The organism is Streptomyces sp. NPDC052721 (assembly GCF_040678315.1).
Taxonomy (GTDB): domain Bacteria; phylum Actinomycetota; class Actinomycetes; order Streptomycetales; family Streptomycetaceae; genus Streptomyces.
This window is the reverse complement of sequence record NZ_JBFATL010000042.1, coordinates 41,315-64,998: the sequence shown is the minus strand read 5'-3', so window position 1 is coordinate 64,998 and position 23,684 is coordinate 41,315. Positions and strand designations below refer to the sequence as shown.

Genomic DNA, 23,684 nt, shown 5'->3' with positions numbered 1-23,684 from the left:
CCGTCACGCACCGCAGAGGGCCCCGTACGAGCGTACGGGGCCCTTCCCTGTGCGGGGTGCTTGCGCGGAGCCCCTCCTACGAGCGGCTGCGGCCCTACGAGCGGCTGCGGCCCGATGTCACGCGGTAGACGTCGTACACGCCCTCCACGCCCCGGACGGCCTTCAGGACATGGCCGAGGTGCTTGGGGTCGCCCATCTCGAAGGTGAAGCGGGAGGTGGCCACGCGGTCGCGGGACGTCTGGACGGCCGCCGACAGGATGTTGACGTGCTGGTCGGACAGGACCCGGGTGACGTCCGACAGCAGCCGGGAGCGGTCCAGGGCCTCGACCTGGATGGCGACCAGGAAGACCGAGGACTGGGTGGGCGCCCACTCGACGTCCAGGATGCGCTCCGGTTCACGGGACAGGGACTCCACGTTGACGCAGTCGCTGCGGTGAACCGATACGCCGCTGCCTCGCGTGACGAAACCGATGATCGGGTCGCCGGGCACGGGCGTACAGCAGCGGGCCAGCTTGACCCACACGTCCTCGACGCCCTTGACGACGACGCCCGGGTCGGCGCTGGAGCGGCGCTTGCGGCCCCGGGTGCGGGACGGCGGGACCGTCTCGTCGATCTCCTCGGTGGCGGCCTCCTCGCCGCCTAGGGCCTGGACGAGCTTCTGCACGATGTTCTGCGCGGAGACATGGCCCTCGCCGATCGCCGCGTACAGCGCGGAGATGTCCGAGTAGCGCATCTCGTGGGCGAGCGTGACGAGCGAGTCGCCGGTGAGGATCCGCTGGATCGGCAGGTTCTGCTTGCGCATGGCCCGCACGATGGCGTCCTTGCCCTGCTCGATCGCCTCGTCCCGGCGCTCCTTGGAGAACCAGGCACGGATCTTGTTGCGCGCCCGGGGCGACTTGACGAAGCCGAGCCAGTCCCGGGACGGGCCGGCGCCGGCCGCCTTGGAGGTGAAGACCTCCACCAGGTCGCCGTTGTCCAGGGTGGATTCGAGCGGTACGAGCCGGCCGTTGACCCGCGCCCCTATGGTGCGGTGGCCGACCTCGGTGTGGACGGCGTACGCGAAGTCCACCGGGGTGGCCCCGGCCGGCAGCGCGATGACGTCGCCCTTGGGGGTGAAGACGAAGACCTCGTTGCGGGACAGGTCGAAACGCAGGGACTCCAGGAACTCGCCCGGGTCCTCGGTCTCCTTCTGCCAGTCGAGGAGCTGGCGCAGCCACGCCATGTCGTTGAGGTGGTCGTCCTTCTTGCCGGCCTTGGGCACGTCGGTACGCACCTTGGAGGCTCCGGCGACGGCCTCCTGCTTGTACTTCCAGTGCGCGGCGATGCCGTACTCCGCGCGGCGGTGCATGTCGAAGGTGCGGATCTGCAGCTCGACCGGCTTGCCGTTGGGGCCGATGACCGTCGTGTGCAGCGACTGGTACATGTTGAACTTGGGCATCGCGATGTAGTCCTTGAACCGGCCGGGGACCGGGTTCCATCGCGCGTGCACCGTGCCGAGGGCGGCGTAGCAGTCGCGGACCGTGTCGACGAGGACGCGGATGCCCACCAGGTCGTAGATCTCCGCGAAGTCACGGCCGCGGACGATCATCTTCTGGTAGACGCTGTAGTAGTGCTTCGGGCGGCCTGTGACGGTCGCCTTGATGCGGGCGGCGCGCAGGTCGGCCTGGACCTCGTCGGTCACTATGGCGAGGTACTCGTCGCGCTTGGGCGCGCGCTCGGCCACGAGCCGTACGATCTCGTCGTACATCTTGGGGTAGAGGATCGCGAAGGCCAGGTCCTCCAGCTCCCACTTGATGGTGTTCATGCCGAGGCGGTGGGCGAGCGGAGCGTAGATCTCCAGCGTCTCGCGCGCCTTCTTCTCCTGCTTCTCGCGCTTGAGGTAGCGCATGGTGCGCATGTTGTGCAGGCGGTCGGCGAGCTTGATGACCAGGACGCGCGGGTCCTTGGCCATGGCGACGACCATCTTGCGTACCGTCTCGGCCTGCGCGGCCTCGCCGAACTTGACCTTGTCCAGCTTGGTGACGCCGTCGACGAGCAGGGCCACCACGTCGCCGAAGTCCCGGCGCAGGTCCTCCAGGCCGTACTCGGTGTCCTCGACGGTGTCGTGCAGCAGCCCCGCCATCAGGGTGGCCGGGTCCATGCCCAGCTCCGCGAGGATCGTGGTGACGGCGAGCGGGTGCGTGATGTAGGGGTCGCCGCTCTTGCGCTTCTGGCCGCGGTGCCAGCGCTCGGCGACCTGGTAGGCGCGCTCGATCTGGCGCAGCGTGGAGTTCTCGATCTTGGGGTCGTTGCTGCGCACTATCCGCAGCAGCGGCTCCAGGACCGGGTTGTACGGGTTCGCGCGCTGGACGCCGAGGCGGGCGAGGCGGGCCCGGACGCGGTTGGAGGAGCCGGTGCGGGTGGGCGGCGTGGCCGGCTGGCGGACCACGGGCGGCTGCGCGGGGCGCTCGGGAGGGGCGGGCTTGGGGCGCGAGGACTCGGCGCTCTTCTCGACGGGCGCGGACTGGGCGTGCTCGACCGTCCCGCGGGTGTCGTTCTTCACGTGGGAAGCGTTCGGCGCGGGCTTCGCCGCGGGGGCCGAGGCGGGCTCGGGCTTGGCGGCGGTCAGTGGCTGGGCCTCGTCTGGCAAGAGGGCTCCTCGTGCGCGATCCGGGTCCCCCGGTCAGGCTCCGGAAACCCCATGGTAGCGATCCTGAGCCCGGTCATCGCCTGCAGGCGGCTGTGAGGACCGTCTAGCTGTGCAACGCAGGGGGCCGCCGGGGGATTCCGGGAGGTGTCCTCGGGGGGCTCTCCGGGTGTGCGGCGCGTGTCCGCACGACGACGGCCGCCGCGGTGAGCGCATGGCCCGTACGACGACGGCCGCCCCGGTGTTCCGGGGCGGCCGTCGCGCCGTGCGGGTCGGTCAGACCTGGAGGAGGGCCGTCAGCGGGGCTGCGCCGAGGGCCGGTTCCAGGCGGGAGCGGCCGTCCAGGAAGCCCAGCTCCATCAGGACCGCGAGGCCGCAGACCTCGGCGCCCGCGCGGTGGATGAGCTGGATCGCGGCCTCGGCGGTGCCGCCGGTGGCCAGGACGTCGTCCACGATCAGGACGCGGTCGCCGGTGACCAGGTCCTCCGCGTGCACCTCGATCTCCGCCGAGCCGTACTCCAGGTCGTACGCCTGGCGCAGGGTGGCCCCGGGCAGCTTGCCCGCCTTGCGGACGGGGATGAAGCCCAGGCCGGCGCGGACGGCGACCGGGGCGCCGAGGATGAAGCCCCGGGCCTCCAGGCCGACGACCTTGGTCGCGCCGGTGTCGGCGGCGATCTCGGCCAGCTCGTCGGTGAGCGCGGTGAAGGCCGCCGGGTCGGCCAGGAGCGGGGTGATGTCCTTGAACATCACCCCGGGCTCCGGGTAGTCGGCGACGTCACGGATGCGGCTGAGCAGCAGCTCCTTGATGTCGGTCATCGGCGCTTCCCCGAGGTCCGGCCGCGGCCCCGGCCACGGGACGCGGGCTGGTCGCGCGGGCCCACCACTGCGGGAGCGGCGTCGTGGGCGTCGTCACCGGCCCGGGTCTCCGCGGCGAGGTCCCCGTCGCCGCCGGTCTGGGCCCGCTTCGCCAGGACCCGCTTGGTGAGGGCCTTCATCGCCGGCTCGCGCTCCTTGAGGTCGGCGACGAGCGGCGTGGCGATGAAGATCGACGAGTAGGCACCGGCCGCGAGACCGACGAACAGCGACAGGGAGATGTCGTTGAGCGTGCCCGCACCGAGGAAGCCGCCGCCGATGAAGAGCAGACCGGCGACCGGCAGCAGGGCGACGACCGTGGTGTTGATGGAGCGGACCAGGGTGCCGTTGATCGACCGGTTGGCGATCTCGCTGTAGGTGAACCGGGTCTGCTTGGTGAGGTCCTTCGTCTGCTCCTTGAGGCTGTCGAAGACGACGACCGTGTCGTAGAGCGAGTAACCGAGGATGGTCAGCAGGCCGATGACCGTGCCGGGTGTGACCTCGAAGCCGACCAGGGCGTAGATGCCGGTCGTGATCGTGATGTCGTGGATGAGGGCGACGAGGGCCGCGACGGCCATGCGCCACTCGAAGGCGATCGCCAGGTAGATCACGACGAGGACCATGAAGATCGCCAGGCCTTCCCAGGCCTTGTTGGCGATCTGCTCGCCCCAGCTCGGGCCGACCAGGTCGGCGGCGAGCTTCTCGGGGTCGAGGTTCAGGTCCTTGGCCAGCTCCTGCTTGATCCTGTCGGACTGGTCCGTGTCGATGCCGGCGATCTGGATGCGCAGGCTGCCGTTGCCCAGCTTCTGCACGATCGCCTCGTGGCCCGAGGCCTCCGTGGCGTACTCCTCCGCCTTCGCCACCGACGTGCTCATGCTCGTGGGCGTCGTGAAGACCGCGCCGCCCTGGAACTCGATGCCCATGTTCAGGCCGCGCACCGCCAGGCCCACGATGGCCGTGATGGTGATCAGGATCGAGATGCCGTACCAGATCTTGCGCTTGCCGACGAAGTCGTAAGAGATCTCGCCGCGGTGCAGTCGAGCGCCGAGGTTGCCGAGTTTCGACATCGCTCACGCCTCCTTCGGGTCGACAGGGCCGGCGACGGGACCGGCGGGACGGCGGGTGCGGCGCAGCGGCGGCTTGGCACCCAGGCTCTTCGGGTCGAGGCCGGACCACTTGTGGCCGTTCGCGAAGAACTTGCGGCGGGCCAGGAGCGTCATCAGCGGCTTGGTGAAGAAGAAGACGACGACCACGTCGAGGAGGGTGGTCAGGCCCAGCGTGAACGCGAAGCCCTGGACCTTGCCGACCGTGACGATGAACAGCACGGCGGCGGCGAGGAACGACACGAAGTCGGAGACCAGGATGGTGCGCCGGGCGCGCGGCCAGGCCCGCTCGACGGCGGGACGCAGCGTGCGGCCCTCGCGGATCTCGTCCCGGATGCGTTCGAAGTACACGATGAACGAGTCCGCGGTGATACCGATCGCGACGATGGCACCGCAGACGGCCGGCAGGTTCAGCGCGAAGTTGATGGCCGGACCGAGCAGCGTCATGATCAGGTAGGTGAGCATCGCGGAGACCAGCAGGGACGCCATGGCCACGACGGACAGGCCGCGGTAGTAGACCACCAGGTAGATCACGACCAGCGCGAGACCGATGGCGCCGGCGAGCAGACCGGCGTGCAGCTGCTCACCGCCGAGCGCGGCGGTGACGGTGGTGACGGACTGCTCCTGGAAGGACAGCGGCAGGGCGCCGTACGACAGCATGTTGGCGAGGCTCTGCGCCTCCTCCTGCTTGAAGCTGCCGGAGATCTCCGCCTGGCCGCCGGTGATGGCCGAGCTGACGTACGGGCTGGAGACGACCTCGCCGTCGAGGACGATGCCGAACTCGTTCTGCGGGGGCTGGTTCTTGGCCAGCTCGCCGGTGATGTCGGCGAACTTCTTCGCACCGCTGTTGGTGAAGGTCATCTGGACCTGCCAGCCGGCGGCGCCCTGGGTGTCGAAGACGGCCTGGGCCTTCTTCACCTCGGTGCCGTCCACGGCGGCGGGGCCGAGCAGGTACTTGTACCAGGCGTCGTTGATCTGGCCGCAGGCCACGGTGGTCTCGCCGGGCTTGGCGTTCTTGCCGGCGTTGGCACGGTCGGTGGCCTTGCTGCAGTCCAGGGCCGCGTACTGGGCCTGGAGCTTGGAGTCCGGGTTCGTGCCGCCGCTGGGGCTGGCCGAGGGGGTGGCCGACGGCTTGCCGCTGCCGGAGGCGGAAGCGCTCGGCGAGGGGGTGGAGTCGGCCTTCAGCGCGTCGGTGACGGCGCGGCCCTGGGAGGTCGCCGTGGCCGTGGGGGACGCGGAGCCGGACGAGGAGGCCTTCTGCGGCGAGGAGGCGCTGGACGACGGGCTCGTGCTCGGCTTCGGCGAGGAGCCGCCGCTGGAGGACGCGCTCGGCGAGGGGCTCTGCGCGGCGGCACCGCTCGGCTCGCTGGCCAGGACCGGCCGGAAGTACAGCTTGGCGGTGGTGCCGACCTGCTCCTGGGCCTCCTTGGAGTTGGTGCCCTTGGGGATGTTGACGATGATGTTGTCGGTCCCCTGGGTCTGCACCTCCGCCTCGGAGACGCCGAGGCCGTTGACACGGCGGTTCATGATGTCGACCGCGGTGTCCATGTTCGCCTTGTTGATCGCGGACCCCTGGTCGGCCTTCGCCTTGAGCGTGATGCTCGTGCCACCGGCGAGGTCGATACCGAGACGCGGAGTGGTGTGCCCGGAGAGGAACATCCCTCCGGTGAGCGCCACGATGGCGATCAGGATGAGGGCCAGCGAGCGCCCTGGCTTGCTCTGGGCGCTCGCGCTCCGGCCCCTCTTAGGTGCTGCCACCTTCTCGTACTCCCTCTCGGGCCGCCCCGCGCCCGGTCGGCGCGGTCGGCCATGACATGGTGTCGGGCTCCCGTGCGGGAAACAGACGCGCCCGGGATGCGCGGGGCGCCATCATGCCGCCGCCGCGCCTCCCGGGGCGTGACTACTTCGCGTCGGAGTCGCCGTCGGTCTTCTTCGGCTCGTCCTCCGCCTTGGCCTCGGCGGCACCGGCCGCGTCGGCGTCCTCGGCGGCGTCCTTCTTACCGAGGTCGATCTTGTCGTCGGAGGCGGCGGCAGCGGCGGCGGATCCGTCGGTCTCGTCGGTCTCGGTGAGGGAGGAGGCGTCGTCCGGGACGAGGCCGGCGTCGGACTTCAGGTCGTGCTCGATGCCGTGGACGATGCGGTTGTACTCGTCGTCGGTGAGGACGGCGCCGATGGCGTTCTTGGCGAAGAGCAGGTCGACGCCCGGTCCGGCGTCGAGGAGGACCGTGTCCTCGTTGACCTCCTTGACCGTCGCGTACATACCCCCGATCGTGCGGACACCGGAGCCGGGCTGCATCTCGTTCCGCATCTGGGCGGCCTGCTGCTGCTTCTTCTTGGCCGAACGCGTCATCAGGAACATCGCCGCGATGAGCACGATGAACGGGAGAAGGGTATAGGCATTCACGGGACGGAATTTCCTTCGCGCGACCGCGCGGGTGAGCGGCCTGTTGATGGGGGTGTGGTCGGCGCCGCCCGCAAGGGCGGCATCGGCGGAGTCTAAGCGAGTCCGCTCGCATGGAACAACGCTCAGCATGGCACCTCGGTTCCTGCCCGGGCCACTGCCCTCGCCGGGCGGTGACCATCACGCCCCGAACAGGTCCTGTTGTCCGTTTCCCGCCCCCGAGGAGCGCGGTGGGGTGAGGCCGAGATGCGACCATGCCGCGGGCGTGGCGACCCGGCCGCGCGGGGTGCGGGCGAGCAGGCCCTCGCGGACCAGGAACGGTTCGGCGACCTCCTCGACGGTCTCCCGCTCCTCCCCCACCGCGACGGCGAGGGTCGACAGGCCGACCGGTCCGCCGCCGAACAGCTTCAGCAGGGCTTCCAGGACGGCGCGGTCGAGCCGGTCGAGACCGCGCGCGTCGACCTCGTACACGGCGAGGGCGGCGGCCGCGATGTCACGGGTGATCACCCCGTCGGCCTTGACCTGCGCGTAGTCACGGACCCGGCGCAGCAGGCGGTTGGCGATGCGGGGCGTGCCCCGGGAGCGGCCGGCGATCTCGGCGGCGCCGTCCGGCTCGATCTCGACGTCCAACAAGTGCGCCGAGCGGTGGACGACGCGCTCCAGCTCGTGCGGCTCGTAGAACTCCATGTGCGCGGTGAAGCCGAAGCGGTCGCGCAGCGGCGGGGGCAGCAGACCCGCGCGCGTGGTGGCGCCGACCAGGGTGAACGGCGGCAGCTCCAGCGGGATCGCCGTGGCGCCGGGGCCCTTGCCGACGATGACGTCGACGCGGAAGTCCTCCATCGCCATGTACAGCATCTCCTCGGCGGGCCGGGACATGCGGTGGATCTCGTCCAGGAAGAGGACTTCGCCCTCCTGGAGGGAGGAGAGGATCGCGGCGAGGTCGCCGGCGTGCTGGATGGCGGGGCCGGAAGTGATGCGGATCGGGGCGCCCATCTCCGCCGCGATGATCATCGACAGGGTGGTCTTGCCCAGGCCCGGCGCGCCGGAGAGCAGCACATGGTCGGCGGTGGCGCCCCGCGCGCGGGCGGCGCGCAGGACGAGGTCGAGCTGTTCGCGGACCTTCTGCTGGCCGATGAACTCGCCGAGGTCCTTGGGGCGCAGGGCGGCCTCGACGGCCTGGTCCTCCCGGTCGGCGACAGAACCCACCAGCCGCTCCTCGGCGGCGCTGCCGGTCGTGTCGTCCCAGTTCACGAAGTTCTCCTAGCGGTGGCGCAGGTCAGCGGGCGCGGTTCAGGGTCTGCAGGGCGGCCTTCAGCAACTGCCCGACCTGGGGCGTGCCGCCCGCGGCCTCCGCCTGCGGGGCGACGGCGGCGACCGCCTCGTCGGCCTCGCGGGTGGCGTAGCCCAGGCCGATCAGGGCCGCGTGCAGCTGGTCGCGCCAGCCCTGGCTGACGGGTGCGCCGACCGCGGGAGCGCCGACGGGCGCGCCGAGCCGGTCCTTCAGCTCCAGCAGCAGCTTCTGGGCGCCCTTCTTGCCGATGCCGGGGACGGCGGTGAGGGCCTTCTCGTCACCGGTGGCGACCGCGCGGCGCAGCGCGTCCGGGGTGTGCACGGCGAGCATCGCCTGGGCCAGGCGCGGGCCGACGCCGCTCGCGGTCTGCAGCAGTTCGAAGACCTGGCGCTCGTCGTCGTCGGCGAAGCCGTACAGGGTGAGCGAGTCCTCGCGGACGACGAGGGAAGTGTGCAGCTTGGCCGGTCGGCCGATCCGGAGCGTCGACAGCGTGTTCGGGGTGCACTGGACGGCCATGCCGACGCCGCCGACCTCGACGACCGCGGCGTCGGGAGCGAGCGCGGCAACCGTGCCGCTGACGAAGGCGATCATGCCGTTCGGCCTTTCGTTGCGTGGACTGCGTGCCGGGCGACGGCCTGCTGGAGCCGGTTCTGGGCGGGGGCCCGCCAGATGTGGCAGATGGCGAGCGCGAGGGCGTCCGCGGCGTCGGCCGGCCTGGGCGGCGCCGCGAGCCGGAGCAGCCGGGTCACCATGGCTCCGACCTGTGCCTTGTCGGCGCGTCCGGTGCCGGTGACGGCGGCCTTGACCTCGCTGGGCGTGTGCAGGGCGACCGGGATGCCGCGCCGGGCGGCGCACAGCATGGCGACGGCGCTGGCCTGGGCGGTGCCCATGACCGTGCGCACGTTGTGCTGGCTGAAGACGCGCTCCACGGCGACGAACTCGGGGCGGTGCTCGTCCATCCACTGCTCGATGCCCTGCTCCACGGCGAGCAGCCGGTGGCTGAGGTCGGCGTCCACGGGGGTGCGGACGACCCCGACACCGAGCATGGTGAGCGGGCGGCCCGCGACCCCTTCGACGACACCGACCCCGCACCGGGTCAGGCCGGGGTCCACCCCCAGTACGCGCACGCGCGCCCCTCCCTCCGATCACCCCATCGCTTGTTCGTGCAGGCTATCGGGTGCCACTGACAACGCCGTACAACGCGACGGGCCGACGGGTGTGTCCCGTCGGCCCGGTCAGCCAGCCGTAGGCGTTACGCGTCGACCTTCTCCATGATCTCGTCGCTCACGTCGAAGTTGGCGAAGACGTTCTGCACGTCGTCGCTGTCCTCCAGGGCGTCGATCAGCTTGAAGATCTTCTTCGCGCCCTCCTCGTCCAGTTCGACCTGCATGGTCGGGACGAAGTTGGCCTCGGCGGAGTCGTAGTCGATGCCGGCTTCCTGGAGGGCGGTGCGGACCGCGACCAGGTCGGTGGCCTCGCTGATGACCTCGAAGGTCTCACCGAGGTCGTTGACCTCCTCGGCGCCCGCGTCCAGGACGGCCATGAGGACCTCGTCCTCCGTCAGCTCGCCCTTGGGGACGATGATGACGCCCTTGCGGTTGAACAGGTACGACACCGAACCCGGGTCGGCCATGGAGCCGCCGTTGCGGGTCATGGCGACGCGGACCTCGGAGGCGGCGCGGTTGCGGTTGTCGGTGAGGCACTCGATGAGCACCGCGACGCCGTTCGGGCCGTAGCCCTCATACATGATCGTCTCGTAGTCGGCGCCGCCGGCCTCCAGGCCCGCGCCGCGCTTGACCGCGGAGTCGATGTTCTTGTTCGGGACCGACGACTTCTTCGCCTTCTGGATGGCGTCGTACAGCGTCGGGTTGCCCTCGGGGTCCGCGCCGCCCATCCGCGCCGCGACCTCGATGTTCTTGATGAGCTTCGCGAAGAGCTTGCCGCGCTTGGCGTCGATCACGGCCTTCTTGTGCTTCGTCGTGGCCCATTTAGAGTGGCCGGACATCTGCCTGTCTCCTTCGCGTAACCCATCCAGATACGAACGCCAGAGATCCTACAAGGACTCTCGTCCTACTCCGGTGTGCGGTGCGCGCGCACCATGTCGACGAACAGGGAGTGCACGCGGTGGTCGCCCGTCAGCTCCGGGTGGAACGACGTGGCGAGGGCGTTGCCCTGGCGTACGGCGACGATGTGGCCGTCGTGCTCGGCCAGCACCTCGGCCCCGGCGCCCACGGACTCCACCCACGGGGCGCGGATGAAGACGCCCTCCACAGGATCGCCCGGGATTCCCTTGACGTCGACCGCGGCCTCGAACGACTCGTTCTGCCGTCCGAAGGCGTTGCGGCGCACGATCATGTCGATGCCGCCGATGGTCTCCTGGCCCGAGCGCGGGTCGAGGATCTTGTCGGCGAGCATGATCAGGCCCGCGCAGGTGCCGTAGACCGGCATGCCGGCGCGCACGCGCGCGCGAAGGGGCTCCATCACGCCGAAGAGGATGGCCAGCTTGGAGATGGTGGTGGACTCGCCGCCGGGCAGAACGAGGCCGTCGACCTCGGCGAGTTCCTCGGGGCGCCGCACCGGCCTGGCCACGGCGTCGGCCGCGGCCAGGGCGATGAGGTGCTCCCGTACGTCGCCCTGGAGGGCCAGGACGCCTATGACGGGGGTGTTCATGGGTTCCAGTGCCTTACCAGCCGCGGTTCGCGTAGCGCTCGGTCTCGGGGAGGGTGTCGCAGTTGATGCCGACCATGGCCTCGCCGAGGTTGCGGGAGGCGTCCGCGATGATCTTCGGGTCGTCGTAGAAGGTGGTGGCCTTCACGATGGCGGCGGCGCGCTTGGCCGGGTCGCCGGACTTGAAGATGCCGGAGCCGACGAAGACGCCCTCGGCGCCGAGCTGACGCATCAGGGCGGCGTCGGCCGGGGTGGCCACACCGCCGGCGGAGAAGAGGACCACCGGGAGCTTGCCCAGCTCGGCGACCTCCTTGACCAGCTCGTACGGGGCGCGCAACTCCTTGGCGGCGGCGTACAGCTCGTGGTTGTCGAAGCCGCGCAAGCGGGCGATCTCGTTCTTGATCTGACGCAGGTGGCGGACGGCCTCGACCACGTTGCCGGTGCCGGCCTCGCCCTTGGAGCGGATCATCGCGGCGCCCTCGGCGATGCGGCGCAGGGCCTCGCCCAGGTTGGTGGCGCCACAGACGAACGGCGTGGTGAAGGCCCACTTGTCGGAGTGGTTGACCTCGTCGGCCGGGGTGAGCACCTCGGACTCGTCGATGTAGTCGACGCCGAGGGACTGCAGCACCTGGGCCTCGACGAAGTGGCCGATGCGGGACTTGGCCATGACCGGGATCGAGACGGCGTCGATGATGCCCTCGATCATGTCCGGGTCGGACATGCGGGCCACGCCGCCGTCCTTGCGGATGTCGGCCGGTACCCGCTCCAGGGCCATGACGGCGACGGCGCCCGCGTCCTCGGCGATCTTCGCCTGCTCCGGCGTGACGACGTCCATGATCACGCCGCCCTTGAGCTGCTCGGCCATACCGCGCTTCACGCGGGCGGTGCCGGTCTCGGGAGCCTGGTTCTCGATGGTGGACACGGGTGACCTCACTGAAGGGAAGAGGGTGTTCTGCACCGACGAGGAAACGTGAGTGGACCAGGCCACAGCAAGGGCCAATGACAAGCCGGTGGATCCTTTTGGTCCGCCCGGCGTTCAGGAGACCCTTTCCACCAGGGCCGCGGGCGGCTCGTCGTCCATCTCGAAGGCGAGCGGGAAGGGGGCGTGGCCGGCCAGCCGGAACCAGCGGACCTTGCGGTGCTCACGGAGTCTGCGGGCGGCTCCCACGGCGTCGTTGTGGAAGCGGCGGGCCATCGGCACCCTGCGGACGGCCTCGGCCAGCTCACGGGCCGCCTCCTCGCCGCCGGGGAACTCCCGTACGGCCTCCACCTGCGCCGGATCCTCGAAGACCGCCCTCAGTGCCTGGCTCAGCTCGCTCTCGGCGACCTCTCGCTGCTCCTCCTCCGCCTGCCGGGCCGCGTGCGCGGCCTCGTACAGCACGATCGAGGCGGCCGGGTCCAGCACGCCCGAGGTCGCCAGTTCCTGCGCCACGGAGGCCCGCCGCAGCAGCTGGGCGTCGAGCGCGGCCCGGGCGGCGTCCATCCGCACGTGCAGCCGGTCCAGCCGCCCGGCCGTCCAGCTGAGGTACACGCCGACGGCGAGGAGCGCGACGAGGATCCAGATGAGGGTTGCGGTCACGCCGGAAGGCTATCGGCTGCGCAGACGGCCACCACGAGCCAGTACCACGCCACCGTGCAGGGCCGCCCCGCGCCGGCTCCGGTGCGGCTCGTACGTACGGTCCCGCGTCACACCGCCGCCACCGGGCACAACCCCACACCGACTCCAGCCCCCACCCACACGACCTTGGTCAGGACGGGGCAGACCTGTACGCTCCCGCGTCACCCCCCGGCCGCACCACCCCGCCACAGCCTCGCTTCAGCCCTCGACCGGCCGCACGACCTCGCGCCGGCTCCGGGCCGGCTCGTACGTACGTCCCGCGTCACCCCGCCGCCACCGGGCACAACCCCACGCCGACTCCAGCCCGGCCCGCACGACCACGCTTTGGTCGCGCCACCCGGCACACCCCCACACCGACTCCGGTCCGGCCCGTACGACCTCGCGTCAGTCCCGCGCCGGTCCACACCCGCGTCCGTCCCGGGCCGGCTCGTACGGCCCGTGTCCATCCCGAGCCGGCCCACGCACCCCGCGTCCGTCCCGGCCCACCCTGAGCCCCCCGAGAATCCCGGTCCAGCCCAGCCCCGACGCCCCCCTTCAGTCCAGGGTCACGCCGAACCCGACAGCCCCCGGCTCAGTCCCGCGCCAACCCGAACCGTGCCCGCAGCCCCGTCGTCCGTTCGTCCGCGCCGACCGCTGCCGCGCCCGCCGTCACCGTCTCGTAGACGGACAGGATGTCCGCGCCGACCGTGGACCAGTCGAACCGCCGTACATGGGCGCTGCCGCGCTCGCGCAGTTCGGTCCGGCGGGCCGGGTCCTCCAGCAGGCGTACGGCCGCCTCGGCCAGCGCGTCGGCGTCCTCGTTGGTGAAGACCTCGCCGGCCTGGCCCTGGTCGAGGACCTGCACGAACGCGTCCAGGTCGGAGGCGAGCACGGGGGCGCCCGCCGACATCGCCTCGACCAGGATGATGCCGAAGCTCTCCCCTCCGGTGTTGGGGGCGACGTACAGGTCGACGCTGCGCAGCAGCCGGGCCTTGTCCTCGTCGCTGATCATGCCGAGGAACTCCACGCGGGAGCGCAGTTCCTTCGGCAGGTCCTCGACGGCCGCCTCCTCGTCGCCGCGGCCGGCGACCAGCAGCCGGGTCCCGGGGCGGGCGGCCAGGATGCGCGGGAGAGCCCTCATCAGGACCGGCAGGCCCTTGCGGGGCTCGTCGATGCGGCCGATGAAGCCGATGGTGCCGCCCTGCCACTGCGGCCTGGGCTCGGCCCTGGCGAAGAAGTCCACGTCGACGCCGTTGGGGATGACCACCGCGTCTCCGCCGAGGTGCTCGACCAGGGTGCGGCGGGCGTACTCGCTGACCGCGATCCGCGCGCTGATCTTCTCCAGCGCGGCCTGCAGGATGGCGTACGCGGCGATCATGGCGCGCGAGCGCGGGTTGGAGGTGTGGAAGGTGGCCACGATCGGGCCGGACGCCGCCCAGCAGGTCAGCAGGCCCAGCGAGGGCGAGGTCGGCTCGTGGATGTGGACCACGTCGAAGGCGCCCTCGTGCAGCCAGCGCCGTACCCGCGCGGCCGACAGGAACCCGAAGTTCAGCCGGGCCACCGAGCCGTTGTACGGCACCGGGACCGCACGGCCGGCCGAGACGACGTACGGCGGAAGCGGGGTGTCGTCGTCGGCCGGGGCGAGGACGGACACCTCGTGGCCGAGCCGCAGGAAGTACTCGGCGAGGTCGCGGATGTGGAACTGGACGCCACCGGGCACGTCCCAGGAGTACGGGCAGACGATCCCGATTCTCACGCGGGTCCCTTCGCGGGGTCGAGGTCGGCGAGCCACAGCCGCTGGAGCATGTGCCAGTCCTCCGGATGGTCGGCGATCCCGGTGGCGAAGGCGTCGGCCAGCGCCTGTGTCATGACAGACGTCTTCTCGCCCCGGGTACCTGAATCGGGGACCTCGATCGCCGGATGCACACGGCCTTTCATGACGGGCGAGTCGTCGTACCAGAGCGTGACGGGCAGCAGCAGCGCGCCGGTCTGCTGGGCCAGCAGGGCCGGTCCGGCCGGCATCCGGGCCGTGTCGCCGAAGAAGTCGACCTCGACGCCGGAGGCGGACAGGTCGCGGTCGGCGACCAGGCAGACCAGGCCGCCGTCGCGCAGCCTGCGGGCCAGGGTGCCGAACGCGGAGCCGCCGCTGTGCGGCAGGACCTCCATGCCGAGGCCCTCACGGTAGGCGACGAACCGGTCGTACAGCGTCTCCGGCTTCAGACGCTCGGCGACCGTCGTGAACGGCGTCTTCAGCTCCGTGGTGACCCAGGCGCCGGCGAGGTCCCAGTTGGCCAGGTGGGGCAGGGCGAGTATCACGCCCCGGCCGGCGGCGAGGCCGTCGGTCAGGTGGTGGACGTCCTTGGGGTCGAAGCCCGTCCGCACGCGTTCGGCGCTCCAGGCCGGCAGCCGGAAGGACTCCATCCAGTAGCGCAGGTACGAGCGCATGCCCGCGCGGGACAGCTCGGCGAGCCGCTCCGCAGTGGCGCCCGGCACCACGCGCGCGTAGTTGGCCTCCAGCCGCTGGACGCCCTTGCCGCGCTGCTTCCAGGCGAGGTCGGCGATGGTCCGGCCCAGGCGCACCGCGACGGGCTCGGGGAGCTTCTTGACGGTGCTCCAGCCGAGCCCGTAGAGCGTGTCGGTGAGCCGGTCGGCGGCGCTCACTGCGTCGCCTCGCTCGTGCTCTGCCGGGCCGCCGCCTCCGCCTCGGCGGACTCGCGGCGGACGGTGACGACCCGCTGGATCAGCGTGACGAGGCTGCCGACGGCGACGATCCACAGGGCGATGGGCAGCAGCCACTGGATGCCCGGCACGCCGAACTTGTGCAGGCCCGCGAAACCGGCCGCGACCAGCGAGATCACCAGCCGCTCGGCGCGCTCGACGAGGCCGTTGACGGCGACCGGCAGCCCGATCGACTCGCCGCGCGCCTTGGTGTACGACACCACCTGGCCGCTCGCCAGGCAGAAGATCGACACCGCGCACAGCACGTTGTCGTTCCCGTTGCCCGCGTACCAGAGCGCGAAGCCGCCGAAGATCGCGCCGTCGGCGACCCGGTCCAGGGTAGAGTCCAGGAAGGCGCCCCAGCGGCTGGAGCGGCCCAGCTGACGGGCCATGTTGCCGTCGACCAGGTCGGAGAAGACGAACAGGGTGATCACGACCGTGCCCCAGAAGAACTCGCCCCTGGGGTAGAAGACCAGCGCGCCCGCGACCACACCGGCCGTGCCGATGAGCGTGACCGTGTCGGGGCTCACGCCCCGCCGGATGAGAAACGCGGCGAACGGTGTGAGGACACGCGTGAAGAATGCACGCGCGTACTTGTTCAGCATGGCCTTCCCGACGGTCGGTGTCGCCGCGGCCCCTGGTGGCCGCCGGCTGGCCCATCGTAGCCACGCGCGCGTGTGCGTGACGGGCGGGCACCCGCAGCCGCGCCGGGAACCGGCGCGTGCCGTCGCGCGCGGGGCGTGCGTGACGTATCGGTGGCGCGTACGCACGCTTCGTAGTCCTTCGTATGGACGCGACGTGACGGGAGTGGAAAGCTCGAATAACCGCGGGCGTCGCCGGAGCCGCCGCACACGCGGATCCCGCGTGTCCGCGCCCACAGTGACCTCACCGTGCACGGGAGGCAGGATCATGGGCGACAAGGCACAGACACACCACCCCGGGGCCGCCGGCAGGGCTCTGGCGGCCGACCGACCCGCGTCCGTACGGAATGTGGTGCTGGTCGGCCACTCCGGCTCGGGAAAGACGACCCTCGTGGAGGCCCTCGCGCTGACCGCGGGGGCGGTGAACCGGGCAGGGCGCGTCGAGGACGGCGGCACCGTCTCCGACTACGACGACATCGAGCACCGGCAGCAGCGCTCGGTGCAGCTCTCCCTGGTGCCGGTCGAATGGGACGGCATCAAGATCAACCTCCTGGACACCCCTGGCTACGCCGACTTCGTCGGTGAGCTGAGGGCCGGTCTGCGGGCCGCGGACGCGGCCCTCTTCGTCGTCTCGGCCTCCGACGGCGTGGACGGCTCGACCAGGATGGTGTGGGAGGAGTGCGCGGCGGTCGGCATGCCCCGCGCGATCGTGATCACGCACCTGGAGGCCGCGCGCGCGGACTTCGAGGAGATGAACCGGATCTGCGCGGAGGCCTTCGGGGGTGACGACCCGGACGCGGTCCTGCCCCTGTACCTGCCGCTGCGCGGCCCCGAGGGCCCCGACGGGCACGCGCCCGTGACCGGGCTGATCGGACTGCTGTCGCAGAAGCTGTTCGACTACTCGACCGGGGAGCGCAAGGAGTCCGAGCCCGGCGAGGACCAGCTGCCGGGAATCGAGGAGGCCCGCAACCGGCTCATCGAGGGGATCATCGCGGAGAGCGAGGACGAGACCCTCATGGACCGCTATCTGGGCGGCGAGCAGGTCGAGGTCAAGACGCTGATCGAGGACCTGGAGCGGGCCGTGGCACGCGGTTCGTTCTTCCCGGTGCTGGCCGCCGCCCCCGCCGCCGAGGGCGCCAGGCAGGGCCTCGGCACGGTCGAGCTGCTGGAGCTGATCACGCGGGGCTTCCCGACCCCGTTCGAGCATCCGCTGCCCGGGGTGACCACCATCGACGGCAAGCCGCGCGAGCTGAAGCCGTGCGACACGGACGGCCCGCTGGTCGCCGAGGTCGTCAAGACCTCCTCCGACCCGTACGTCGGCCGGCTGTCGCTGGTCCGTGTCTTCTCCGGCACCCTTCGACCGGACCAGACCGTGCACGTCTCCGGGCACGGCCTCGCCGACCGCGGGCACGAGGACCACGACGTGGACGAGAAGGTCGGCGCCCTGTCCATGCCCTTCGGCAAACAGCAGCGCCCGGTCACCCACGCCGTCGCCGGCGACCTGGTCTGCGTGGCCAAGCTCAGCCGCGCCGAGACCGGCGACACCCTCTCCGCCAAGGACGACCCGCTCCTGATGGAGCCGTGGCAGATGCCCGACCCGCTGCTGCCGCTCGCCATCCACGCGCACAGCAAGGCCGACGAGGACAAGCTCTCCCAGGGGCTGGCCCGGCTGGTCGCCGAGGACCCGACCATGCGCCTGGAACAGAACCAGGACACCCACCAGGTCGTCCTGTGGTGTCTGGGCGAGGCGCACGCCGACGTGGCCCTGGAACGGCTGCGCAGCCGCTACGGCGTCCAGGTCGACGTCGTCCCGCACAGGGTCTCCCTCCGGGAGACGTTCGCGACCCGGGCCACCGGGCGCGGCCGGCACGTCAAGCAGTCCGGCGGCCACGGCCAGTACGCCATCTGCGAGATCGAGGTGGAGCCGCTGCCGGGCGGCTCGGGCATCGAGTTCGTGGACAAGGTGGTCGGCGGCGCGGTGCCCCGTCAGTTCATCCCGTCCGTCGAGAAGGGCGTACGCGCCCAGGCCGCCAAGGGCGTCGCCGCCGGCTACCCGCTGATCGACGTGCGGGTCACGCTGGTGGACGGCAAGGCCCACTCGGTGGACTCCTCCGACGCCGCCTTCCAGACGGCGGGCGCGCTCGCGCTGCGCGAGGCCGCGGCGGACGCGAAGATCCATCTGCTGGAGCCGGTCGCCGAGGTGACCGTCCTGGTCGGCGACGACTACGTGGGCGCCGTGATGAGCGACCTCTCCAGCCGTCGCGGACGGCTGCTCGGCACCGAACAGGTGGGCACGGGGCGCACGTTGATCCGCGCCGAGGTGCCCGAGTTCGAGATCGGGCGGTACGCCGTCGACCTGCGCTCGCTCTCGCACGGCACGGCCCGCTTCGACCGGAGCTACGCCCGGCACGAGCCGATGCCGCCGCAGATCGCCGAACGCGTCCGCGAACAGGCCGGGGACGAGGCGTAGTACACCGGCGCACGACCGGCGCACGGGCGGGCGGCTTCGGCCGTCCGCCCACGCGCTGTCGGTGCAGGCGGATACGCTGATCACCTGATGTCGTCGTGCCGCAACCGACCGGCAGCCGACCGGTGTCGGCACGGCGACCGGTCCAACAGGTGTGCGGAGCAGGGAAGTCGGGAAGGCCGCAGGATGGGCACCGGCGGCGATGGGGGCGGGAATGTCGTTTGGAACGGAGTGGGACGGGCCCCAGGTACCCGTCTCGGGCGACGAGGGGCAGGCGGCGACCTCCGCGCTGGCCTCCGCGGCGTACCGGGACAGCCCGGTCGAGGAGATCAAGAAGGCCGACAACGAGTGGCACCAGTCGACCGTCAAGCCCGGCCGGATCAAGCTGTTGCGGCCCAATCTCGGTGAGGCGTTCTCCCGGGCCCTCGTCGACCGGATGCTCGCCCCCGGCCGCAAACCGCTCATCCAGTCCTTCGGCTCCGAACCGCAGTTCGTCGTGGAACACGCCCTGGCCGCCAACAACATCCGCCGGGAGCGCGACAACCGCCTGACCGCCATCACCGTCGTCTGCGGCCTGCTCTTCCTGCCCGGGATGATCGGCTGGCTGCTCGTCTTCCAGTTGCGCACCTTCGTCACCAGGCGCGACGACAAGCGGGCCGGGGCACTGGCCACCGCGCTCCTGCTGGGCGTCGGTGTGCTCGCCGCGCTGTTCCTGATCAAGATGCCGTTCTCCGGCTTCTGGGCGTGGTACGCCCGCGCGTCCGTGATCGTCCCCGTGCTCGGCTGGTTCTGGGCCAAGCAGATCTGCGAGCGCACCGCGAAGGACCTGCGGGCCCGCTGGGACGGCCTGCTCTCCGGCACCAGCGTCGGCGCCAAGGTCCCGGAGGCCGTGCCGCACGGCCCCGGCCAGACCGCCGCGGAGGAGCTGCGCCAGTCACTGGCCCGGCTGAGCGCCGAGCAGCGGTCCAACTCGGTCTTCTACGCCGGCCCCAAGGGCATACTCGGCATGGGCACCCGCTGGGGCGCCTGGCAGCTCGCCGAGGACCTCGTGCCCGCCGACCCCAGCCGGGAGATCCACCCCTTCCGCAGCTGGGACGTCATACGCGCCATCCACGACCAGCTGTCCCTCCTGGAGCGCGGCCCGCTGAACACCGGCGGCTTCCCCAAGCCGTCCATACGGCACTGGATCGTCACCCCGATCGGCGAGAAGGCCACGGCGGTGTCCCGGCCCGAGGGCACCGACGTCGAGGCCTTCCAGGTCAAGCCGCACGCCATACAGGACATCTGCAACAAGCAGCAGTTCGGCAGCGGCGACCGGCACTACCTGGGCGTGCAGTGGACGCTCTGGGACGGACAGCTGGTCATCACCATGCTGATCACCGTCACCGTGCTGCACGAGACGCTGCGCATCGAGGTCACCGGGCACGCGCTGGGACCGGTGAACCCGCTGTTCACCAGCAAGCCGGAGGCGCCGACCAAGGAAGTCGCCAAGTCCCTCAAGCCCTGGGAGAACCGCACGGTCAAGCTGCCGCTGGTCACCCCCGACGAGGTCGTACGGCTCGCCGTGCGCGCCCCGCTGACCTGGTACCCGCCGCTGCTGAACTGGCTCGGCGGCTCGCTCGGCCTGCCCGAGCCGTTCGGCCTGCGGCACGCCTGGGCCGACCAGCCGTGGCGCCACCGTTTCATGGCCGACGACGCGCTGCGCGCGGCCACACCGGTGCTGCGCGTGGTCCACTCCGCCGCGATCAAGCACCTGGAGGAGAACGGCGTGAACACGGAGAAGTTCGGCGCCCGCTCGGCCTTCCTCAGCGGCAACGTCCAGGACCCGACGCCGAAGAAGGCAGACCTCTACGACGCGTAGGCCTCCGGCGGCCCGGCCGGTGCGGGTGCGCGTGGGCCGTGGTCACTGGGGCCCGCAGCCCCCAGACCCCCGCATCGGCCGTGAACGGCCTCGTCCTCACACGCCGGACAGGCTGTTCATGCCGCCGGCCAGGCCTCCGCCAGCATCTTCCGGGTGTCCGCCAGCAGCTGCGGCAGCACCCGGGTGTGGCCCACGACCGGCATGAAGTTCGTGTCGCCGCCCCAGCGCGGAACGATGTGCTGGTGCAGATGCGCGGCGATGCCGGCACCCGCGACCGCGCCCTGGTTCATGCCGATGTTGAAACCCTGCGCGCCGGACGCGGTCCGCAGAGCGGTCATCGCCTCCTTGGTCAGCTCCGCCAGCTCGGCGGTCTCCGGCCCGGTCAGATCCGTGTAGTCGGCCACATGCCGGTACGGCACGGTCATCAGATGGCCGCCGTTGTACGGGTACAGGTTGAGCACGGCGTACACATGCTCACCGCGCCGGACGATCAGCCCGTCCTCGTCCGACTTGGCCGGAATCGAGCAGAAGGGGCAGCCGTCGCCGGCCCCCGGGCCGGTCGGCTTGTTCTCGCCCTGGATGTAGGCCATCCGGTGGGGCGTCCACAGGCGCTGGAACGCGTCCTGCGTCCCCACTCCGATCTGCTGCTCCGGCTCACTCGTCATGCTAGGCAGCATATGGCTTCACCCCTTCCCGGCGTGTCGCCGGGGCGGCCGGCCGACGGTCTCCGGCCAAGCTTGGCCGGTGGACGACGACAGCCGTACGCGGCGCTGGGAACGCTGGGAGGGGCGCGCCGCGCTGCCGCTCGGCATCGCGTCGCTGCTCTACCTCGCCGGCTACGCGGCGCATGTGCTGGTGGAGGGCCTGCCCCCGACCGCACACGACGTCCTGCGGGTGATCACCGGGGCCGCCTGGGCGGTGTTCGTCGTCGACTACGCGGTGCGCTGGCGGCTGAGCGGCCGCGGGCTCAGCTTCGTGACCTGCCACTGGCTGGACACGCTGGTCATGCTGCTGCCGTTGCTGTGGCCGCTGCGCATCGTGCGGCTGTACGACGTGGTCCAGCGCAGGCGGGGCCGCGCCCGGCTCACACTGCACGCGCGCGTGGTGCTCTACGCCGGCCTGTCCGCACTGCTGCTGGGCTTCTCCGGCGCGCTCGCCGTGTACCAGCAGGAACGCGGGGCCCCGCACGCCACGATCCGTACGTTCGGCGACTCGGTGTGGTGGACCTGCTCGACACTGGCGACCGTCGGCTACGGCGACGTCACCCCCGTCACCCCCTGGGGCCGCACCATCGCCGTCGCCCTCATGGCCTGCGGCCTCGCCCTGCTGGGCGCGGTGACGGGCTCGTTCTCCTCGCTGCTGCTCCAGCGGTTCTCGCGGGAGGGGGACGAGGAAAGGGAAGGGCCCCCGGGACCGTGATACCGGGGGCCCTCAAGGCTCAGGCGGTTCAGACCTGGGTCCGCTCCTCGACCACCTTCGCGATCTTCGCGATGGCCTCGTCGAACGGGATGCCGTTCTCCTGCGAGCCGTCGCGGTAGCGGAAGGACACCGAGCCGTTCGACATGTCCTCGTCGCCCGCGATGACCATGAAGGGCACCTTCTGCTTCTGGGCGTTGCGGATCTTCTTCTGCATGCGGTCCGAGGAGGAGTCCACCTCGACGCGCAGGCCCTGCTTCTTGGCCGCGGTCGCAAACTTCCGCAGGTACTCCACGTGCGCGTCGCCGATCGGGATGCCGATCGCCTGGACCGGCGCCAGCCACGCCGGGAAGGCACCCGCGTAGTGCTCCAGCAGGACGGCGAAGAAGCGCTCGATGGAGCCGAACAGCGCACGGTGGATCATGACCGGGCGCTGCTTGGAGCCGTCCGGACCCGTGTACTCCAGGTTGAACCGCTCGGGCAGGTTGAAGTCGAGCTGGATGGTCGACATCTGCCAGGTGCGGCCGATGGCGTCCTTGGTCTGGACGGAGATCTTCGGGCCGTAGAAGGCGGCACCGCCCGGGTCGGGGACGAGGGGCAGGCCCTGCTTCTCGGCGACCTGGCGCAGGGTCTCGGTCGCCTCCTCCCAGACCTCGTCGGAGCCGACGAACTTCTCCGGGTCCTTGGTGGACAGCTCCAGGTAGAAGTCGGTCAGACCGTAGTCCCGCAGCAGGCCGAGGACGAAGGTGAGCGTCTTGTCCAGCTCGTCGGACATCTGCTCACGGGTGCAGTAGATGTGCGCGTCGTCCTGCGTGAAGCCCCGCGCGCGGGTCAGGCCGTGCACGACGCCCGACTTCTCGTACCGGTACACGGTCCCGAACTCGAAGAGGCGCAGCGGCAGTTCGCGGTACGAACGGCCACGCGCGTCGAAGATCAGGTTGTGCATCGGGCAGTTCATGGGCTTGAGGTAGTAGTCCACGCCCTCGTCGAGCTGCATGGGCGGGTACATGCCCTCGGCGTACCAGTCCAGGTGCCCGGACGTCTCGAAGAGCTTCCCCTTCGTCGCGTGCGGGGTGTAGACGAACTCGTAGCCCTCTTCCTCGTGGCGGCGCCGCGAGTAGTCCTCCATGACCCGGCGGACGATGCCGCCCTTGGGGTGGAAGACGGCGAGGCCGGAGCCGATCTGCTCGGGGATCGAGAAGAGGTCCAGCTCGGTGCCGAGCTTGCGGTGGTCGCGCTTCTCGGCCTCGGCGAGGAAGTCCAGGTACTGCTTCAGCTCGTCCTTGGACGGCCACGCGGTGCCGTAGATGCGCTGGAGCATCGGGTTCTTCTCGCTGCCGCGCCAGTAGGCGGCCGCGTTGCGCATCAGCTTGAACGCGGGGATCAGCCGGGTCGAGGGCAGGTGCGGACCGCGGCACAGGTCCTTCCAGCACAGCTCGCCGGTCTTGGCGTCCAGGTTGTCGTAGATCGTCAGCTCGCCGGCGCCCACCTCGACGTCCGCGCCGTCATCGTGTGACGCCGACCCCTTGAGGCCGATCAGCTCCAGCTTGTACGGCTCGTCGGCCAGTTCCTCGCGGGCGGCCTCGTCGGTGACGACACGGCGGGAGAAGCGCTGCCCGCGCTTCTGGATCTCCTGCATCTTCTTCTCGATGGCCTTGAGATCCTCGGGCGTGAACGGCTTCTCGACATCGAAGTCGTAGTAGAAGCCGTCCTTGACGGGCGGGCCGATGCCCAGCTTGGCCTCGGGGAAGAGTTCCTGCACGGCCTGCGCCATGACGTGCGCGGTGGAGTGGCGCAGGATGTTCAGGCCGTCCTCGGACGAGATCTCGACGCCCTCGACCTCGTCGCCGTCGGACAGTGCGTAGGTGAGGTCCTTCAGCTCGCCGCCCACGCGCGCGGCGATGATCGAGCGCTCGCCCGCGAAGAGGTCGGCGGCCGTAGTGCCCGTCGTCACCACGCGTTCTTCCCGCTCGGAATCGCGTTGGATGATCACACGGACGTCTGACACCGGTCTCTCCTGACTGAAGGTGGGGTGCGGCGCCAT

General features: G+C 70.9%; 19 protein-coding genes and 1 pseudogene. 3 read left to right on the top strand and 17 right to left on the bottom strand.

Features of this window, described 5'->3' with window-relative positions; all coding sequences use genetic code 11:
- Positions 1–94: 94 nt before the first annotated feature.
- The 15 genes and pseudogenes from relA to pgsA form a co-directional block, all read right to left on the bottom strand.
- The gene (gene relA, locus AB0L21_RS31395; RefSeq protein WP_030985244.1) at positions 95–2,629 is read right to left on the bottom strand and encodes a GTP pyrophosphokinase; all 2,535 of its coding nucleotides are present in this window, start codon (positions 2,627–2,629) and stop codon (positions 95–97) included.
- Between the two features lie 273 nt (positions 2,630–2,902).
- Positions 2,903–3,442 (bottom strand): adenine phosphoribosyltransferase, encoded by a 540-nt coding sequence (locus AB0L21_RS31390; protein WP_365704801.1) that lies wholly within the window; start codon positions 3,440–3,442, stop codon positions 2,903–2,905.
- Positions 3,439–4,545 carry a protein translocase subunit SecF gene (gene secF / locus AB0L21_RS31385; RefSeq protein WP_365704803.1) on the bottom strand — a complete coding sequence of 369 codons (1,107 nt, stop codon included), beginning with the start codon at positions 4,543–4,545 and terminating at the stop codon, positions 3,439–3,441. Before secF ends, AB0L21_RS31390 begins: the two co-directional genes overlap by 4 nt.
- A gap of 3 nt (positions 4,546–4,548) precedes the next feature.
- Entirely contained in the window at positions 4,549–6,339 is a 1,791-nt protein-coding gene (secD, locus tag AB0L21_RS31380) for a protein translocase subunit SecD (protein ID WP_365704805.1), read from the bottom strand.
- A 142-nt stretch (positions 6,340–6,481) separates the two neighbouring features.
- On the bottom strand, positions 6,482–6,985 hold the full coding sequence (yajC, locus tag AB0L21_RS31375; RefSeq protein ID WP_365704807.1) for a preprotein translocase subunit YajC: 504 nt from the start codon (positions 6,983–6,985) through the stop codon (positions 6,482–6,484).
- A gap of 177 nt (positions 6,986–7,162) precedes the next feature.
- Positions 7,163–8,233, bottom strand: coding sequence for a Holliday junction branch migration DNA helicase RuvB (gene ruvB / locus AB0L21_RS31370; RefSeq protein ID WP_365704809.1), 1,071 nt, complete (start codon positions 8,231–8,233; stop codon positions 7,163–7,165).
- Between the two features lie 25 nt (positions 8,234–8,258).
- On the bottom strand, positions 8,259–8,864 hold the full coding sequence (gene ruvA / locus AB0L21_RS31365) for a Holliday junction branch migration protein RuvA (protein ID WP_132786558.1): 606 nt from the start codon (positions 8,862–8,864) through the stop codon (positions 8,259–8,261).
- Positions 8,861–9,400 carry a crossover junction endodeoxyribonuclease RuvC gene (ruvC, locus tag AB0L21_RS31360; protein ID WP_356340895.1) on the bottom strand — a complete coding sequence of 180 codons (540 nt, stop codon included), beginning with the start codon at positions 9,398–9,400 and terminating at the stop codon, positions 8,861–8,863. Before ruvC ends, ruvA begins: the two co-directional genes overlap by 4 nt.
- A gap of 125 nt (positions 9,401–9,525) precedes the next feature.
- Positions 9,526–10,278: a YebC/PmpR family DNA-binding transcriptional regulator gene (locus AB0L21_RS31355; protein WP_103816383.1), complete on the bottom strand. Its 753-nt coding sequence runs from the start codon at positions 10,276–10,278 to the stop codon at positions 9,526–9,528.
- Positions 10,279–10,343: 65 nt separating this feature from the next.
- Positions 10,344–10,943, bottom strand: coding sequence for a pyridoxal 5'-phosphate synthase glutaminase subunit PdxT (gene pdxT, locus AB0L21_RS31350; protein WP_365704814.1), 600 nt, complete (start codon positions 10,941–10,943; stop codon positions 10,344–10,346).
- A gap of 13 nt (positions 10,944–10,956) precedes the next feature.
- Entirely contained in the window at positions 10,957–11,862 is a 906-nt protein-coding gene (gene pdxS, locus AB0L21_RS31345; protein ID WP_014671557.1) for a pyridoxal 5'-phosphate synthase lyase subunit PdxS, read from the bottom strand.
- A gap of 114 nt (positions 11,863–11,976) precedes the next feature.
- On the bottom strand, positions 11,977–12,519 hold the full coding sequence (locus tag AB0L21_RS31340) for a hypothetical protein (protein ID WP_365704817.1): 543 nt from the start codon (positions 12,517–12,519) through the stop codon (positions 11,977–11,979).
- Between the two features lie 610 nt (positions 12,520–13,129).
- On the bottom strand, positions 13,130–14,293 hold the full coding sequence (locus tag AB0L21_RS31335) for a glycosyltransferase family 4 protein (protein ID WP_365704819.1): 1,164 nt from the start codon (positions 14,291–14,293) through the stop codon (positions 13,130–13,132).
- On the bottom strand, positions 14,290–15,198 hold the full coding sequence (locus tag AB0L21_RS31330) for a phosphatidylinositol mannoside acyltransferase (RefSeq protein ID WP_365787844.1): 909 nt from the start codon (positions 15,196–15,198) through the stop codon (positions 14,290–14,292). The genes AB0L21_RS31335 and AB0L21_RS31330 overlap by 4 nt, the downstream gene beginning before the upstream one ends.
- A pseudogene (pgsA, locus tag AB0L21_RS31325) lies at positions 15,195–15,915 on the bottom strand (phosphatidylinositol phosphate synthase). The gene AB0L21_RS31330 and the pseudogene pgsA overlap by 4 nt, the downstream one beginning before the upstream one ends.
- A gap of 249 nt (positions 15,916–16,164) precedes the next feature.
- Between pgsA and AB0L21_RS31320 the strand changes: the two are divergent.
- Both AB0L21_RS31320 and AB0L21_RS31315 read left to right on the top strand, forming a co-directional pair.
- Positions 16,165–18,366 carry an elongation factor G-like protein EF-G2 gene (locus AB0L21_RS31320; protein WP_365704823.1) on the top strand — a complete coding sequence of 734 codons (2,202 nt, stop codon included), beginning with the start codon at positions 16,165–16,167 and terminating at the stop codon, positions 18,364–18,366.
- A gap of 211 nt (positions 18,367–18,577) precedes the next feature.
- The gene (locus AB0L21_RS31315; protein ID WP_365787842.1) at positions 18,578–20,224 is read left to right on the top strand and encodes a hypothetical protein; all 1,647 of its coding nucleotides are present in this window, start codon (positions 18,578–18,580) and stop codon (positions 20,222–20,224) included.
- Positions 20,225–20,340: 116 nt separating this feature from the next.
- Here the strand turns inward: AB0L21_RS31315 and AB0L21_RS31310 are convergent, their stop codons facing one another.
- Positions 20,341–20,901, bottom strand: coding sequence for an HIT domain-containing protein (locus AB0L21_RS31310; RefSeq protein WP_365787840.1), 561 nt, complete (start codon positions 20,899–20,901; stop codon positions 20,341–20,343).
- Between the two features lie 67 nt (positions 20,902–20,968).
- Here AB0L21_RS31310 and AB0L21_RS31305 point away from each other — a divergent pair, with 67 nt between their 5' ends.
- Complete coding sequence (locus AB0L21_RS31305) at positions 20,969–21,643, top strand: ion channel (protein WP_365787838.1); 675 nt, start codon at positions 20,969–20,971, stop codon at positions 21,641–21,643.
- A 28-nt stretch (positions 21,644–21,671) separates the two neighbouring features.
- On the opposite strand, the gene thrS is transcribed toward AB0L21_RS31305, so the two are convergent.
- On the bottom strand, positions 21,672–23,648 hold the full coding sequence (gene thrS, locus AB0L21_RS31300; protein WP_365787836.1) for a threonine--tRNA ligase: 1,977 nt from the start codon (positions 23,646–23,648) through the stop codon (positions 21,672–21,674).
- Positions 23,649–23,684: the final 36 nt, after the last annotated feature.